Here is a 14921-nt window from a genome sequence, read left to right as displayed (position 1 = left end):
ATGATTGAAAATTACATCATTAAACGGAATTTTTACTTTAGCCTGTTTGAAAAAAACAGCATCCCTCCTATTTATAAATCTGTGGCATTTCATGCTAAAACAATTTATAAAAACAAGGAGCAGGTAACTAAAAAACAAGAATCCAAACTTCATTCCTATACCTATGTTCCAGATTATTTAAGCGTAAATACCTCTGAAAATTTAAAAACTGAAAAAGTATTCCAAAAAGCAGGCTTTGCAGCACACTTAGATGGATGCGAGTCTGTAGAACACTATTTAAATGCGAACTGTAAAACAAATTTTAGAGGTAACGTGAGGCGGCCTTTAAAACGTTTGGAAACCTGTTTGAATATAGAATATAAGATGTTTTATGGCGCCATAGATACCGAAACCTATGCTTTTCTAATGGATCGGTTCTACCAAATGCTGAAAAGACGTTTTGAACAACGGAACGATAAAAATATCGTGTTGCAGCAATGGGACTTTTATTTAAAAAATAGTTTAAAAAGCATTATCCAAAAAAAAGCGTGCTTATTTGTAATATACCATAACGATAAGCCCATTGCGTTTTCATTAAATTTTATTTTTAACAAGGTGTTTTATTTTGCAATTCCCACCTTCGATTTAGATTATGCTAAGTTTACTTTAGGCAATACCGTAATTTATAAAAATCTAGAATGGTGCATCGAAAACAAGTTTAGTTTATTTGATATGGGATATGGGGGGTTTGAAAACAAACTGAACTGGTGCAACACCCGTTATAATTTTGAACACCATGTTATTTACAGTACCAAAACAGGCATAGGAAAGCGTTATGCTTTTCTATTAAAACATAAATACAATCTTATAAATTATCTTTTGGCCAAAGGTGTTAATACGGCACTGCACGATTTTAAGAATAAGATTAAAAACAGTAAAAAAACATCCCCTAATAGCACTTATACCATAACTAAAGTTAATCATGCTAATGAGCTTGATAGTAATACCTTAATAGAAATTGATGTTAATACAGAGGCTTATGGTTATTTAAGAAAACCTGTTTACGATTTTTTATATTTAAACACAGAGCGCTTTAATGAGGTTAAGGTGTATCACGTTAAAACCGATAATACTCACTTTCTCATTAAAGGAAAAAAAAGCCAAGCGTTAATAACGAATAGCCATTTGGTAGAATGAAGCACATAAGAAGAGAACAATTTATCTGGGATTTCCTTAATCAAGGGGTTATTCCTGTGTGTTATGAAAAAGTATCTATTAACCATACCGATTATTTAAATAAAGACGCCAAAGCAACTCAAAACCAAGTGCTTTATGTGAGCTTGGTGCCTACATATTTAAACTATAAATTGGTTAATCATGATCTTTATAATTCACTAAAAGTTGTACATAAAGGTAAAGATGGTGCGGGAATTTTTATAGATGGCCCGTATACAATAGATGCTTATTTAGAAAAATTCACAAAAAAACAGCTCCGTATTAATTTAAAAAGAGCGATAAGCCGCTTAGAAACGTCTTTTAATATTAGTTACGAATATAATTTCGGAGATATTTCTGAAGAAAAATGTGATTTTTTACTGTCTGAACTTCGTGCGATGTTAATAAAACGCTTTTCAGAAAAAAAAACAGAAAACATGTTTTTAAGGGAATGGGATATGCATACTAAAAACCTTGCCAAACAAATAAATAATAAGAAAGCATCTTTGTTTGTCATTTATAGCGACAAATCGCCTATAAGCATTTCTCTTAATGTTCATATAAACGATACGATGCTGATGGCCAAAACAAATGCCTACGATACCGCTTATTCGAAATTCAGTTTGGGGCATTTAGACAATTATATTTTATTGGATTGGTGCCTAAAAAACAACTACAATGTTTTAGATCTAGGGTTTGGTATTATGGAGTATAAAATGAAATGGTGCAATGTGTTTTATAATTTCGAATATCATATTTATTATAAAAAGCATTCGATTCTTGCAAAAGCGATTGCAGCAATAGAAGTAAAAAAAATACAGCTAAAAAACAAAATAAAAACATTAAACATCAAGGAACGTGTGTTGCGGTTAAAATCATTTTTAAAAACACCCGAGCAGACAGAAGTAACTCCTTTTAGGCCTAGCTATGTTCTAGAGGTAGTAGCTTCTAATGATCAATATAAAGCATCCGATTTAAAAAATATCGACATTACTAGTCCAGCGTTTGACGTTTTAAAACAGCCTGTTTACGAATATCTATATTCCAATCAACTACACATGGACTCCATTAGCGTTTACAAAATCGTAAATGAGGCTCATAGCTATATCCTTAAAACAGGCAGTAACCTTATCAAAATCAATATCCTAGGTCATGAAAATTGAAAAAAGCCACTTTTTAAATGCGCTTCTGGAAGACCACACGGTTCCGCCGTTATATAAAACCTTAACATATGGTTTTAATGGCGCTTTATTTTACCAAAACACAGCGTCAAAGCTTAGCCCAAAGGACAAGAACATAGGCTTGCAGGTCCATATAGCATTTCCAAAATTTTTAAAACCTGAGATTCATGGTGAAACACAAGGAGTAGATTTTAAAACAATTGAACAGCATCAGCAAGATTGTTTTGGTATTGTTATCGCCCCTGAAATAACAGATATCAATCAATATTTAAACGCACATTTCAACAAAAACTCCAGAACGCCTATTATAAAAAAAATGAAACGTTTGGAACATTGTTTTCATATTCATTACAAGGTGTTTTATGGCGATATTACACAGAAAAATTACACCTATTTAATGGCGCTTGCCCATGGGATGTTGTTAAGGAGGTTTCAACAACGGCAAGACGATAATTTTATTTTAAGGGATTGGGAAAAGTATCATTCTATTTTATATCCTTTAATTCTTGAAAAAAAAGCCTCTTTATTTGTAATTTATAATGGTACGGAACCTATACAAATCTCTATAAACTTCCATTTTGGCAAAACGTTTTTTGCTTATATCCCTGCTTATAACATCGATTATGCCCAATTTGGTTTAGGGAATACGGCAGTTTACAAACAATTGGAGTGGTGCATAGCAAACCACTACGTCTATTTAGATATGGGCAATGGCGATTTAGAATATAAAAAGAGGTGGTGCAATTACCATTATGTTTTAGAAACCCATATTTTTTACAGAACCAAAAATATAAGGTCTAGGCTATCGGCCAATAAAGCGTTCTATAAAATTAAGCTTAAAAACATCGTGAAAGATGTTTTAAAAAGTGAGCTCTATAATAAAATTAAATTAAAGTTTCCAATTAATAGACCAAACATATCACACTTAAAAACAGAGTCTTACACCATAAAAAACATAACAAGTATTCAGGATTTTAAACCAGATGTGTTATTAGAAATAGATTTTAAAAACCATTGCGATTACCCCCAAATTATTAACAAACCCATTTATGATTTTTTATATAAAACACAAGAGCATTTAGATAATATAATAGTGTATAAAATTAAAAATCAAAACAATTGTATTATAATTAAGGGAAAGACAAAAGCCATTCACCTGTGTTTCGACTCTTCTATATCGCTTTAAAACAGACTCCGTGTAGCAATTAGCTCACATAATAAGCCTAAATACTTGACGGAACTAATAATGTGGCGTTTAAAATGAAAATAATAAATTATAAAACGGTCGAATGTCCAAAAGTTTCAGTAAAATTGATATCTTAATATTTGAATTTTGAGAGCTAGAGTAATATAGCACACATTATAAAGTAAAATGAGCAGGGCGCTATTTTATAAAATGAACCCATCTAGTATTAACATTAAAAAATCGGATTGATTTGATATTTAAAAACTATAAGGTTGTAAAAAAGGACTTTTACAATACGCTTTCTAAAGAAAACAAGGTTTTGGATGGCTACCGCCAATTAGTATTTGAACACAATCAAAAAACCATATTCACCTCTAATAGCCAAGAGAATGCTACTATTAAAAACACAACCAATGTAGCCCTATTCCCTTCTTATTTGCATCCTAATTTTAATAGCAACACTCCGTTTAATGTTGTTGAAATGCCCCAAAATAAAATAACAGGTTATGCCATTCTTTTAAAAGAATATGCGGATCTAGAGACCCTTTTTAAATCGGAGTTCAAAAAGAGTTTTAGAGCCAATATTTTAAGATTTGTAAACCGATTCGAAAGTTGTTTTAATGCACAGTACCATATGTATTTTGGTGATATTTCAGAAGCGCATTATCACTTCTTGATGAATACCCTACATCATATGTTAACCCATAGATTTAACCAACGTAACGATTCGAATAAGGTTTTAAAACATTGGGACGATTACCTAAAAACAAGCTATGCTTTAATAAAAGAAAAAAAGGCTTCTTTATTTGTGATTTATCATAATACCGTTCCTGTGCATATCTGTTTAAACCATCATTTTAATAATATACTATTTGTTTCAGTACCTTCTTATGATATAGACTATGCGAAATTTGCATTAGGAAACATATCGCTTTATAAGTTGTTAGAATGGAGTGTGGAAAACAAGTACGATCTTATGGATATGGCATATGGCGACTTAGAATACAAAAGGCGCTGGAGCAACCTTATTTACAGCTTTAACCATCATATCCTATATCCAAAACATACTACTTTAGCCCAAATAGCGGCGGCTATTCAAATTCAGAAATTAAATATCAAAAATTATTTAAAATCTAAAAACATAGATGTTTTAGTGGATACTATTAAGTGTAAATTTAAAAAGAACACGCCTTATCGAGAAGCGTTTTTATTTACTTTTGAAGATGTTAAAGCGATAGACACGAATGGCCTTAATCAAATTACTGAAGAGAGTCCAGCTTTCGTTTTTATAAAGAAACCTATAAATGAATTTTTATACATGCATAAAGAGCATATAAAGGACTTGAATGTTTTCGAGATTAAAGCAAATCAGGATTATTTAATTATAGGGAAAAACAAAAAACAAACTTTAAGTCTTAAGCTTTTAAAACCATAGGTTTTTATATGCTGTTTAATGGCTAATCTTGTGCTGATGACTAAGGCCTATTCCAATAAAAAAAACAGCCTTTTCTTCTTATCGCTGCGATTAAAATACGGCCTTATTTTATAAGGATAAGCCTATTTTAATTTTTGTTATAAATTTAAGATTAATATATTTGTCGATTAGAAAACCCCGCCCCTACTATGAAAAACAAAATTAAGGTATTTTTTAGCCTGCTAACTCATGGCGATATTACAGTAATTTTTAAAATAATAAAAAATAGAATTTATTCTAATACCTCTTATTATTTTTTTAGAAGAGACCTTAATCGTGGCATTACCTATATTCCAGAAGCGAAGATAGAAGTAAGCATCCGTCCATACAGAGATTCCGATTACGAACATTTTAAGGGGCTACCTTTAGACGACATGCTTTTAAACGCCAACATACCAACGTGTTATGTGGCAGTTACCCAAGATGGTACGCCTTGTTTTAGGGAGTGGTTTATAGAGCCTTCCCAAAACGAAAAAATAAAAAGTTTTTTTGGCCATAACTTTCCCTCATTAGAGGAGGATGAGTGTATTTTTGAAAGAGCGTATGCTGTTGAGCGCTATAGAGGCATGAATATCTATTCTGTTGTTAATTATCACCTAGGTAAAAAAGCATTGGAATTAGGTTACAGATGGGCCGTAAGTTGTATAGAAATTAGTAATATTGAGTCTTTAAAAGGAGCCATAAAACTAGAAGCCAGACCCCATAAACTGCAAGTGACTAAATGGCGTTTTTTTGTAAGACGAACGGTATATGTGGAAATACCTAAAAAACTTAAAGCAAAAAACCCTTGGCTATTTGATTAAAAGCCCCATCTGAATTCTGATATTATTTATTAGCGGTGCTATATTTTATTATGGAATCACTCACGTTCTTACTGAACAACTCTGCGGATTCTACATCCAGATGATGGCCCTCAAAAGCAAAATAGTCTGTAGTATCAGTCGTTCCAAAATTAAAATATTTTACTCCGTTCTTTTTTGCGACGTCATCGATCCTAGTATTAAAGTCAGGAAAATACTCATGTTCTAAATCTAAAAAATCAGCATCAATAGGTAGTCTTAACAGATACACCTCACCAAATATTTTTAATGTCTGTACTAAGGTGTCTAAACTTTTTAAACGGTAATTAGAAGGACTACTCGTTTTGGCCATTTCTTTAAATCGATCCATTTGGGTGTTTTTCCAGGCTTTTAACACACGTTTATCCTTTGAGATATGATTGATTTCCATCCAACCATCTTTATGTACGGTATATTCTTTTTTGAACATAGCTTTAAACTCAAAGTAATTGATGTTTTTTATAAAATACTCGTAGTTAGGACGTTTATCCACAAAAATCATGTTATGTGGCGGTTCTTTCCTTTCTGAAAACTCACCAGCCTCATTGATATTTTCATTATTAGAGGATAGCATTAAAGGGGTAAGCGCTATTAAAAACAAGCCATTATTTTCTTCTTGTTTTAATTTCTTAAGAATACTTTTTCTATATAGCGGCCCTATGGGCGCTTGACCAATGGTAAAACTATAATTATAAATAGGCAAACTATAGGATGCAGAAGATAGTTTTTCATTAATGACATACGGTGTTATGCCTTGAAAACCTCTGGAATCGCCTACAATCATGGCATTGACCTTAGGTGTGGTAAATTTTTCATAAAAAGCATCTATGTGCCTGCCCTGGGTTTCCAAAAAAAAGGTTACAATACCAAGACATATCAATGTATATAAGGCCAGTTTCTTAATTAGTTTAAGTACCATATCGTTTTAAAATTGAAAATAAATAAAAGTTTCTGCTGCTCTACCTGCAAACAATAAAAGGATGAAGATAAAAATATAGAGAAACCACCTTATGAATAGTGGCTTTTGAGCTATATCTAAATCATGCGACCGGGCCCTGTTGATCCATTCTATTAACATAAAAAAGCAAATAAGCATAACGATTAAAGCATTTCTGCCATTTATTATAGTATAGGGCAACTGTACTAAAGAGCCATTAAAAATACCGCCTAAATACGCTATCGCTTTATAAACACTTTCCGCTCTAAAAAAAACTGATGCCAGCATAACCTGAAGCAACAGTACAAGCATTTTTAAGATCTCGGACAGCGATGGAAAAAAACTATTTTTAGCCACCACATTAGAAGCTGTTTTTACCGCAGTGCCCATAAAAATAACAGGTATAAAATATAAGCCATGAACCAACCCGAAAACAATATAGGTCCAGTTTGCTCCATGCCATAAACCCACAATTAAAAAGGTAACAACCACAGCGATAATTAATCCTATTTTCTTATAGGACCGAAGTATAAAGGATAAGGGAGTAAAAATATAGTCCATCATCCAATTGGTCAAAGTCATATGCCAACCCCTCCAAAATTCACTTATATTTAGTGAAAAGAAAGGCGTTGCAAAGTTTTTCGATAACCTGATGCCCAAAAGCTTAGAAACACCAATGGCCATATTGGAATATCCCGAGAAATCGGCATATAATTGAATCATATAAAAGAAACTACCTAATAACAAAGTGCTTCCTGCTTCATTTTCATAATTTTCAAAAATAGGGTTTACAATAACCGCGCAATTTTCTGCTATCACAATTTTAGCAAATAGCCCCCATAATATTTGGCGCAATCCATCTGCAATCAAGGAGTAATCGAACTGTCTTTTAGCAGTAATCTGAGGGATAAATAATTGGGCTTTTTCTATGGGACCGGATAGCAGTTTCGGGAAAAATGCCATGTAGGTGGAAAACAATAATAAATCGTTATAAGGTTCTATTTCTTCGTAAAAAACGTCGATAATATACCCTAAAGATTGAAAGGTAAAAAAACTAATGCCCAAGGGAATAAGCAAGTTTAAAGCTGTAAAACTAGAACCAGACCCAAAAATATGCAAGAGGTTTTCGTAGAAAAAATCGAAGTATTTATAATAACCTAAAATTCCAATATTAACAACAATACCAATCCATAATATACTTTGCTTTCGTTTTTCCTTATCAGCGTTGTGTATTTTTTTGGCTAAAAAATAATTAAACAGAATATTAAAAACCAAGATACCTAAAAAGCGCCAATCGGCCCACCCATAAAAAAGTAAACTGGATAGTAGCAATAGAATGTTTTGACTTTTTTTGGTTTTATGGAACACAAACCAGTATAGTACAAATACTATTACAAAAAAGACAACAAAATCATAAGAATTGAAAATCATAAACCGATACGTGTTATAATTGGTTTAAAGCTTCGCTTGAATCACATCTATTAAAGCGCCTACATTATTGAGTTTATTTAAATCCCTTAATTTAAATGTGATACCAAAATCTTTTTCGATTTCCGATATAATAATCATGTGCGATAAGGAATCCCAACCATCTACATCTTTTGCTGTTAAATCATCTGTAATTTCAAAATTATTATGATGTAATGTGTTTGCAAGAATACTTTCCAATTTTAATATTATAGCGTCCTTTTCCATATGGTTTTAATTATTTATAAATAATGTACGTAATGTGTTTCTATCTATTTTTCCATTTGAATTTAATGGAAATTGTTTTGTAAAGATAACCTGTGTAGGTATCATATAATGTGGCAGTTTTGTTTTCAAATAACTCATCAATGCTGCTGTGGGGATTGTTTCAGATTCAATTGCCATTCCAATTTCTGTGTTATTTAATTGATTTGTAAGGGCGATTGCTACTACATTTATCTTTTCTAAAAAAGCTTTGGAATGAAACTCGATTTCTGCTAGTTCGACCCTAAAACCTTGAATCTTGGCCTGAAAATCTACTCTTCCCACATACATAAAATCACCATTAGCATCTTTAAAGCAAGCATCTCCGGTTCTATAAAATCTTAAATTTTCACCATTATGGTCTTTGTAAAAAAAAGACGTTTTATTTTTCTCGGGATCCTCCCAGTAGCCTGGCGTAACCTGTTTGCCACTAATACATAGTTCGCCGGTTGCCCCTTCTTCAAGTTCCTGATCCTGCTCTCCAACAACAATACTGAGTGTTCCTTCCATATCCTTACCTATGCACATGATACCGTTATGGGTTTTATTCTCCAGTTCCCGATTAAAATCATAGCTGGTACAAATAATGGTTGTTTCTGTGGGGCCATAAGCATTTACTATTTTGGCATGAGGTAAACACCTACTCCACTCTTCTAAAACATCTAAATATAAAGCCTCTCCGGCAAAAAGATTAAATCGCATGTCCGGACAATGGATTTCATCAAAATAAGGTCGTAAATAATTTATAATAGAAGGTACCATTATAGCAATAGTGAGTTTGTAATCTTCCATTAATTCAAAAATAAAACTATATTTTATTTTATTTTTAGGAATGGTATATACACAAGCACCGGCCAGAAGAGGTACCAAGAAAGAGACCACAGACATATCAAATGTCAATTCGAACATTTGAAGACATCGGTCTTTTTTATTCACTTGACAAAGCGCATTAAACGCTTTTAAGAAATTGGATAGGTTTCTAAAACTAATAGGAACACCTTTAGGAACCCCTGTAGTGCCAGAGGTAAATAGAATATAGGCGTTTTCACTTCGATTAAGCGTACTTGGATTTAAATTGATTTTAGATGTAGGAAGCGCACACGTTTGTATAGTAAAAGTGTTTTGAAATGTGTTTTGATTTGAAGCGTCTAGCACAGCATTTATATGTGCTTGATCAATGATAGCTTGGTTACGGTTTTCTGGAAAATCTGGGTGCAAAGGCACGTAGGTTTTTCCTTCCAGCCATAAGGCAATAATAGAAGCATAGGTTTCGATATTATCATGAACAACCAAACCTATATTAGCCCCTTTCTCACTTAGAAGTGGTTTTATGGCCTGCCTTATATTAGAAACACCTTGCGCTAAATCCCTATAAGTATAATATGTGTCATTTATGAAAAAAGCATTGTTTTCTTCATGCTTTTCAAAAGCATCTTTTAAATCATCTATAAGTTGCATAAATCGGCACTTTAAATATTAAAACAGGTAAATATACAATAACATCCTTATTTTTGGAAAAAGAAAAGAATTTAGAGTGTTTTATTCCTATATAAAGAAAAGAATAAGCGTTTTTTTAAGATTAAGAAGTTTTATTAGTTTTTGAAATTCTTTTTGTAACACCAGCCCTTAATTTGTAATATACAATATAAAGGAGAGGCCATGGATTTTTTTTATAAAATTTTAAAGGGGTGTTTTTTAACAAGAACCGAAAATTAAATAAAAACAGTTTGTTTTTTTTAATGGTTTTAACCAGTCCCAATAGTTTTAAAAATCGTATATTTTTATATTGAGGTACGTCAAAAGTAATTCCCATACTGGCCAAACAATAAAAATGGGTAAAATTGACACCTGCAATTATCGAAGCATCGAGAGAACCCCAAAACCGAGGATTGATTTCTATAATTTTAAAATCCTTTTCATTTTCATCATACCGCATATCTATATGTGCTACACCAGACCAATTAAGAGACGTCATTAAGCGTTCTACAACTTCATACAAGGCCTTTTCATACAAAAAAGCCACCCCTAGCTGTGGCGTAAAATCACTTTCTCCTTTCATAAACCCTTTTTGAATGGTAAAAGCCAATATTTTTCCATTTTCACATAACACGCTACAATCGATATCATACCCAGAAATATAGCTTTGTAAAAGATAAGAGCAATCGAGTTCGGTTTTAAAAAAAAACTGTTCTAATTGTACTTGGTCTTTAAAAAAATGAAGGCCTTCCCCACCGCCTTCATAATCTTTACACAACTTCATGATAATAGGGAATTTTAAAGGAGGGTTCGTACAGACTTCCCCTTTGGAGTATAATAGGGTTTTAGGAGCAGGTAATTGATTTAAAATTAAATGTTTGGACAATTCATCTTTATGGTTCGCCGTATCAAAATTATCAAAAGGAGGCAAAAGCCCTAGAGCCTTTGTTTTATTTATGGCTGTTTTATATTTTGATAAACATCTAATTGCCGTAACATCAATAGGCATAACAACATCTATATTGTACTTTTCCACCAAGCTATCCACGTAGGCAAGCCATTCATTCTTAGTGTTATGATTAAGATTTGGATATACAAATATCTGTTTTAGGTTTTTAGGATAAATGATTTCTTTACGTTTTTCATCTGAAATTATATAAATATCATAACCCTTATGTTCTGATAAGCAATTAATAACAACGGTCAGCAACTTACTATTCCCGTCAGGTATTAAAACAGAATATTTTTCTTTCATGTTAATGAAAATTCATTTTTGGGATACATCTTATAAATCAAAACTTTTAATATTTAAAAAACATATTTTCATTTTAATCATTTATCAACCAAAATAAGCTTAATAATAGCATAAGCCAAAAAAACACATATCATAATGGCTTTAGAGACCTAACGCCATACATCACATTATATTTTAGAGGTAAATATAATTAAAGTTAAAAGCATCTATTCGAAAGTAAAACCTTAATCTTTTTTTTAAAAAAAACCAGCACAAATAAATGTGTCTGGTTTTTTATTTTATTAAAAACTACCTATTTAAAAGGCTTACATATCATTAAATATAGAATGCATTAAACGTTTTTTATCATTAATACTTTCTTCGAGAGAAATCATGGTTTCGGTTCTATACACCCCTTCAATATCATCGAGCATAAAAATAACTTCTTTAGCATGTTCGGTACTTTTACCTCGTATTTTACAGAAAATATTAAATTTTCCAGTGGTAATATGAGCCACAGTAACAAAAGGTATCTCACTGATACGTTCTAAAACAAACTTCGTTTGAGAGGTGTTATTTAAAAACACGCCCACATAGGCAATAAAGGAATACCCTAGTTTTTTGTAATCTAATGTTAACGAAGACCCTTTAATAATGCCCGACTCTTCCATTTTTTTAACACGAACGTGTACAGTTCCTGCAGATATTAACAATTTTTTTGCAATATCTGTAAATGGAATCCTTGTATTGTCAATCAACATGTCAAGAATCTGATGATCGATTTCGTCTAACTTAATTTTACCCATCTTTATTGAAAATTTAAATAAAGCTCAAAAATAATACATTATCATCAATAAACATATATGCTTTCAACATTTTATTCTAATTCTAAAGACACTATGTTGTTTTCAATTAAAACAGATGAACAAACACTATCCACACACAGGCCTTTTAAGCCTTCAGTGCGCACCTCACGGCCTGCTGCGTCAATTTCTTTATGTCCGAAAGAGCCTTTTAAATCTTCTATTTTCATAATAACAGGAGAAAAATGCACCTTATTATCTACCAACACCTCTTTATAGAGGATTCCGATATCTTGATTTATATTTTCTATTTTGGCATTCCTAATGATGATATCGTAAAAACAGGTTCCATTCTCAGGAATATTAAAATAAGCCTTATAATGATCGCCCAGAACATCGTTTTTAGCAATATAGAGCAAAGAAGCTATCATGGCTGTGTAAATATACCCACGGGTTTTATCACGTGCATAATCGTCTGGAAAGTGGCCCGCCTCAAATAACATGGTGGGTACGTTTTCACTTTGGAACGTATCCCCAACACAGTTTAAATTAAAAGCATCATCATACACCCCAACTTGGTTTGGTATCAATTCTTGGAGCGTCTGATCCATAACGCCTATAACCTCCATGGCTATTTTTCTATTTGGAGTTACTGTACAGGCGCTATCCTGTGCGGGGGACAAAAACGATACGGTAGCGGGTTTATTCGTGCGTCCAACACTAAATATCGTACGCTGGCCATGTAAATTATAGCAGAAATGGGGTTTAAACGACTCGAAAACGGCACGCAGCACTTGGCTTTCTGGTTGAGTGCGCAATTGAGCATCTCTATTTAAATCGATTGCATTGGCATTGATACGGGTATAGGCTTTTGCACCATCCGGATTTAATATAGGAATAATGTAAAGGGTACAGTCCTCTATAATCTGACGCACATCTGCACCGCCGAAAGCAAGTGTGTTAAAGATATCGAAAATAGCTTTGGTCGTGGTCGACTCGTTGCCATGCATTTGCGACCACATTAAAATTCGTTTTTTCCCATTACCAATCTTAACAGCATATATAGAGTCGCCCATAACAGATGCGCCAATAGTCTCTACTGTAAAGTCGGGACCTAGTGTGTTTAAAAGTGGTTTAATATGTGTGTTAGTGATATAACGATGAGAAAGGCTTAATTCTTTATGCGTTTCAAATAGCGTATAAATAGACAGTGGTTTCATTGAAAAATATTTATTGTACAAATGTAAACATTTACTAATTTACATTTGTAAACAAGGTTTTAAGAGATGATTGTTTACACTTCTACAACAAAAACAGTTTTTAAAACACTTGTATTTTAGAAATGTATACAGAAAATTTGTTTTATGATTAATTCACACCTAAAATACTCTTTACTAGTTGTTTAAAGTGCCTTAAATTAAGTTTTTGTTTAACTGATTTTTATTTTAAATCACATTTATTTCATTATGAACTATATTATAGTTACATTTGTAACACTTGAAAAGTTAATTTAAAATTTACAATGGTAAACAGCGAGGATTTCTCTAAAAGACTTGAAACTATAATAGATTATTATGGAGAATCTGCAGCGGCCTTCGCAGAAAAAATTGGCGTGCAGCGTTCTAGCATCTCCCATATCATCTCGGGTAGAAATAAACCGAGTTTAGATTTTGTTATGAAAATTATCTACACATATCCTGAAGTAGAACTCTATTGGTTGCTAAATGGTAAAGGTACATTTCCATCTACTCCTAAAACACAAGCACCTGCACCCTCGCTTTTTCAAAATACAGAGCCAAAACGGAATGAAGACGTTAAAGTCTCTTCTAAAGAAAAAGCCATTGAGCGTATTGTTATCTTTTATACAGACGGTAGCTTTAAAAGCTTTCAAAATTAAAAACCTTCAATATTAACAGGGCATTTAATCTAGCAACCGAGCGATTTTAATTGGTATAAACAAACTGCTTTCCTTAACTTTGGCAAAAGATTTTTTCATGAAAAAAGGTATTGTAGCTTTAAGTCTGTTCGGGCTTTTTAATTGTTATCAATCAGAACGGCATTGTGTTGATTATAAAACGGGAAGTTTTTACAGTGAAATTACAATCGATAACGTTGTGTACCGTTCTACTTTTAAAAGAACAGATACCTTACAGGTGGAAGTGTACAATAAAAAAATAGATTCTTCTAAACTACGATGGATCAACGATTGTGAAGTTGTTTTTAAAACAATCAACCCGAAGAGCATGAACGATAAGAAGGACATTCATTTAAAAATACTTACCACCACAGACTCATCATACACCTTTGAGTATTCGTATGTTGGAGAAGTTATAAAACAAAAAGGGATAGCTTATAAAGCCGATTAATTTAAAGGATACAGAAAAGATTCTACTACTTGAAATTCAACTTCCTTCTTTGAGGTCACTTGGTAGGTTATAAACAATTCACCCCAAAACTCACCGTCTGAGAAATCGGCAATAATCCATTTGTGGTTTAACAGCTTGATAGTGTTTACCATTAGTTTTCTGCCTGAACTTGAAGCATACGGTACTAAAGGGTGCTGCCCCTTTACTTCATTTAATTTATAAATTTCATCTTTAATAAAAGGAATGAGGCTATCCACATCATACCCCTCTTTTTCAAAATAGCCAATAGCATCTTCATTTCTATCTAGGTTGAAATGTGACAGGCTATAAGTTTGGTCCTGTAATGAAATAATAGAATCTTTATAATTTTCAACACGCTTTTCAAGGCTTTCTATTTTATGCCCCTTTAATATCATGATACGTTTTGAACTTACATATTGAAACAGCACAATAAGGGCTGTGAAAATAAATAAATACATAAAAATTTTTTGTTTCATAAC

General features: G+C 32.4%; 15 protein-coding genes. 7 read left to right on the top strand and 8 right to left on the bottom strand.

Annotated elements, in window-relative coordinates; translation table 11 throughout:
• From ACFFU9_RS12690 to ACFFU9_RS12670, 5 genes are all read left to right on the top strand, one after another.
• The gene (locus ACFFU9_RS12690) at positions 1-1176 is read left to right on the top strand and encodes a GNAT family N-acetyltransferase (protein ID WP_379861837.1); all 1176 of its coding nucleotides are present in this window, start codon (positions 1-3) and stop codon (positions 1174-1176) included.
• Positions 1173-2357: a GNAT family N-acetyltransferase gene (locus ACFFU9_RS12685; protein ID WP_379861836.1), complete on the top strand. Its 1185-nt coding sequence runs from the start codon at positions 1173-1175 to the stop codon at positions 2355-2357. The genes ACFFU9_RS12690 and ACFFU9_RS12685 overlap by 4 nt, the downstream gene beginning before the upstream one ends.
• Positions 2347-3561: a GNAT family N-acetyltransferase gene (locus tag ACFFU9_RS12680; protein WP_379861834.1), complete on the top strand. Its 1215-nt coding sequence runs from the start codon at positions 2347-2349 to the stop codon at positions 3559-3561. The genes ACFFU9_RS12685 and ACFFU9_RS12680 overlap by 11 nt, the downstream gene beginning before the upstream one ends.
• A 250-nt stretch (positions 3562-3811) precedes the next feature.
• Complete coding sequence (locus tag ACFFU9_RS12675; RefSeq protein WP_379861833.1) at positions 3812-4996, top strand: GNAT family N-acetyltransferase; 1185 nt, start codon at positions 3812-3814, stop codon at positions 4994-4996.
• A 188-nt stretch (positions 4997-5184) separates the two neighbouring features.
• The gene (locus ACFFU9_RS12670; protein WP_379861832.1) at positions 5185-5838 is read left to right on the top strand and encodes a hypothetical protein; all 654 of its coding nucleotides are present in this window, start codon (positions 5185-5187) and stop codon (positions 5836-5838) included.
• Positions 5839-5860: 22 nt separating this feature from the next.
• On the opposite strand, the gene ACFFU9_RS12665 is transcribed toward ACFFU9_RS12670, so the two are convergent.
• From ACFFU9_RS12665 to ACFFU9_RS12635, 7 genes are all read right to left on the bottom strand, one after another.
• Positions 5861-6793, bottom strand: a complete 933-nt coding sequence (locus ACFFU9_RS12665; RefSeq protein ID WP_379861830.1) for an SGNH/GDSL hydrolase family protein — start codon at positions 6791-6793, stop codon at positions 5861-5863.
• A gap of 6 nt (positions 6794-6799) precedes the next feature.
• Positions 6800-8242, bottom strand: a complete 1443-nt coding sequence (locus ACFFU9_RS12660) for an MBOAT family O-acyltransferase (RefSeq protein ID WP_379861829.1) — start codon at positions 8240-8242, stop codon at positions 6800-6802.
• A 24-nt stretch (positions 8243-8266) separates the two neighbouring features.
• Positions 8267-8506, bottom strand: coding sequence for an acyl carrier protein (locus ACFFU9_RS12655; protein ID WP_379861828.1), 240 nt, complete (start codon positions 8504-8506; stop codon positions 8267-8269).
• Between the two features lie 6 nt (positions 8507-8512).
• Positions 8513-10000 (bottom strand): AMP-binding protein, encoded by a 1488-nt coding sequence (locus tag ACFFU9_RS12650; protein WP_379861827.1) that lies wholly within the window; start codon positions 9998-10000, stop codon positions 8513-8515.
• A gap of 121 nt (positions 10001-10121) precedes the next feature.
• A complete protein-coding gene (locus ACFFU9_RS12645) occupies positions 10122-11273 on the bottom strand; it encodes an ATP-grasp domain-containing protein (RefSeq protein WP_379861826.1) in 1152 nt (383 codons plus the stop codon).
• Positions 11274-11578: 305 nt separating this feature from the next.
• Positions 11579-12058: an Lrp/AsnC family transcriptional regulator gene (locus tag ACFFU9_RS12640; RefSeq protein ID WP_379861825.1), complete on the bottom strand. Its 480-nt coding sequence runs from the start codon at positions 12056-12058 to the stop codon at positions 11579-11581.
• Between the two features lie 71 nt (positions 12059-12129).
• On the bottom strand, positions 12130-13275 hold the full coding sequence (locus ACFFU9_RS12635; RefSeq protein ID WP_379861824.1) for a M14 family zinc carboxypeptidase: 1146 nt from the start codon (positions 13273-13275) through the stop codon (positions 12130-12132).
• Between the two features lie 302 nt (positions 13276-13577).
• On the opposite strand from ACFFU9_RS12635, the gene ACFFU9_RS12630 reads away from it, so the two are divergent.
• Entirely contained in the window at positions 13578-13952 is a 375-nt protein-coding gene (locus tag ACFFU9_RS12630; protein ID WP_379861823.1) for a helix-turn-helix domain-containing protein, read from the top strand.
• 97 nt (positions 13953-14049) lie between these two features.
• Complete coding sequence (locus tag ACFFU9_RS12625; protein ID WP_379861822.1) at positions 14050-14421, top strand: DNA topoisomerase IV; 372 nt, start codon at positions 14050-14052, stop codon at positions 14419-14421.
• On the opposite strand, the gene ACFFU9_RS12620 is transcribed toward ACFFU9_RS12625, so the two are convergent.
• Complete coding sequence (locus ACFFU9_RS12620) at positions 14418-14918, bottom strand: hydrolase (RefSeq protein WP_379861821.1); 501 nt, start codon at positions 14916-14918, stop codon at positions 14418-14420. The two genes, ACFFU9_RS12625 and ACFFU9_RS12620, sit on opposite strands and share 4 nt — an antisense overlap.
• Positions 14919-14921: the final 3 nt, after the last annotated feature.

Source organism: Mariniflexile ostreae (genome assembly GCF_042427585.1).
In the GTDB taxonomy this organism is placed as follows: Bacteria; Bacteroidota; Bacteroidia; order Flavobacteriales; family Flavobacteriaceae; genus Pseudalgibacter; species Pseudalgibacter ostreae.
This window is presented reverse-complemented; position numbering and strand designations above follow the sequence as displayed.

What these genes read in the sequence shown, in the direction of transcription:
- ACFFU9_RS12690 (WP_379861837.1), top strand. Translation starts at nt 1, where the DNA reads ATGATTGAAAATTACATCATTAAACGGAATTTTTACTTTAGCCTGTTT.
- ACFFU9_RS12685 (WP_379861836.1), top strand. Translation starts at nt 1,173, where the DNA reads ATGAAGCACATAAGAAGAGAACAATTTATCTGGGATTTCCTTAATCAA.
- ACFFU9_RS12680 (WP_379861834.1), top strand. Translation starts at nt 2,347, where the DNA reads ATGAAAATTGAAAAAAGCCACTTTTTAAATGCGCTTCTGGAAGACCAC.
- ACFFU9_RS12670 (WP_379861832.1), top strand. Translation starts at nt 5,185, where the DNA reads ATGAAAAACAAAATTAAGGTATTTTTTAGCCTGCTAACTCATGGCGAT.
- ACFFU9_RS12665 (WP_379861830.1), bottom strand. Translation starts at nt 6,793, where the DNA reads ATGGTACTTAAACTAATTAAGAAACTGGCCTTATATACATTGATATGT.
- ACFFU9_RS12660 (WP_379861829.1), bottom strand. Translation starts at nt 8,242, where the DNA reads ATGATTTTCAATTCTTATGATTTTGTTGTCTTTTTTGTAATAGTATTT.
- ACFFU9_RS12655 (WP_379861828.1), bottom strand. Translation starts at nt 8,506, where the DNA reads ATGGAAAAGGACGCTATAATATTAAAATTGGAAAGTATTCTTGCAAAC.
- ACFFU9_RS12650 (WP_379861827.1), bottom strand. Translation starts at nt 10,000, where the DNA reads ATGCAACTTATAGATGATTTAAAAGATGCTTTTGAAAAGCATGAAGAA.
- ACFFU9_RS12645 (WP_379861826.1), bottom strand. Translation starts at nt 11,273, where the DNA reads ATGAAAGAAAAATATTCTGTTTTAATACCTGACGGGAATAGTAAGTTG.
- ACFFU9_RS12640 (WP_379861825.1), bottom strand. Translation starts at nt 12,058, where the DNA reads ATGGGTAAAATTAAGTTAGACGAAATCGATCATCAGATTCTTGACATG.
- ACFFU9_RS12635 (WP_379861824.1), bottom strand. Translation starts at nt 13,275, where the DNA reads ATGAAACCACTGTCTATTTATACGCTATTTGAAACGCATAAAGAATTA.
- ACFFU9_RS12630 (WP_379861823.1), top strand. Translation starts at nt 13,578, where the DNA reads ATGGTAAACAGCGAGGATTTCTCTAAAAGACTTGAAACTATAATAGAT.
- ACFFU9_RS12625 (WP_379861822.1), top strand. Translation starts at nt 14,050, where the DNA reads ATGAAAAAAGGTATTGTAGCTTTAAGTCTGTTCGGGCTTTTTAATTGT.
- ACFFU9_RS12620 (WP_379861821.1), bottom strand. Translation starts at nt 14,918, where the DNA reads ATGAAACAAAAAATTTTTATGTATTTATTTATTTTCACAGCCCTTATT.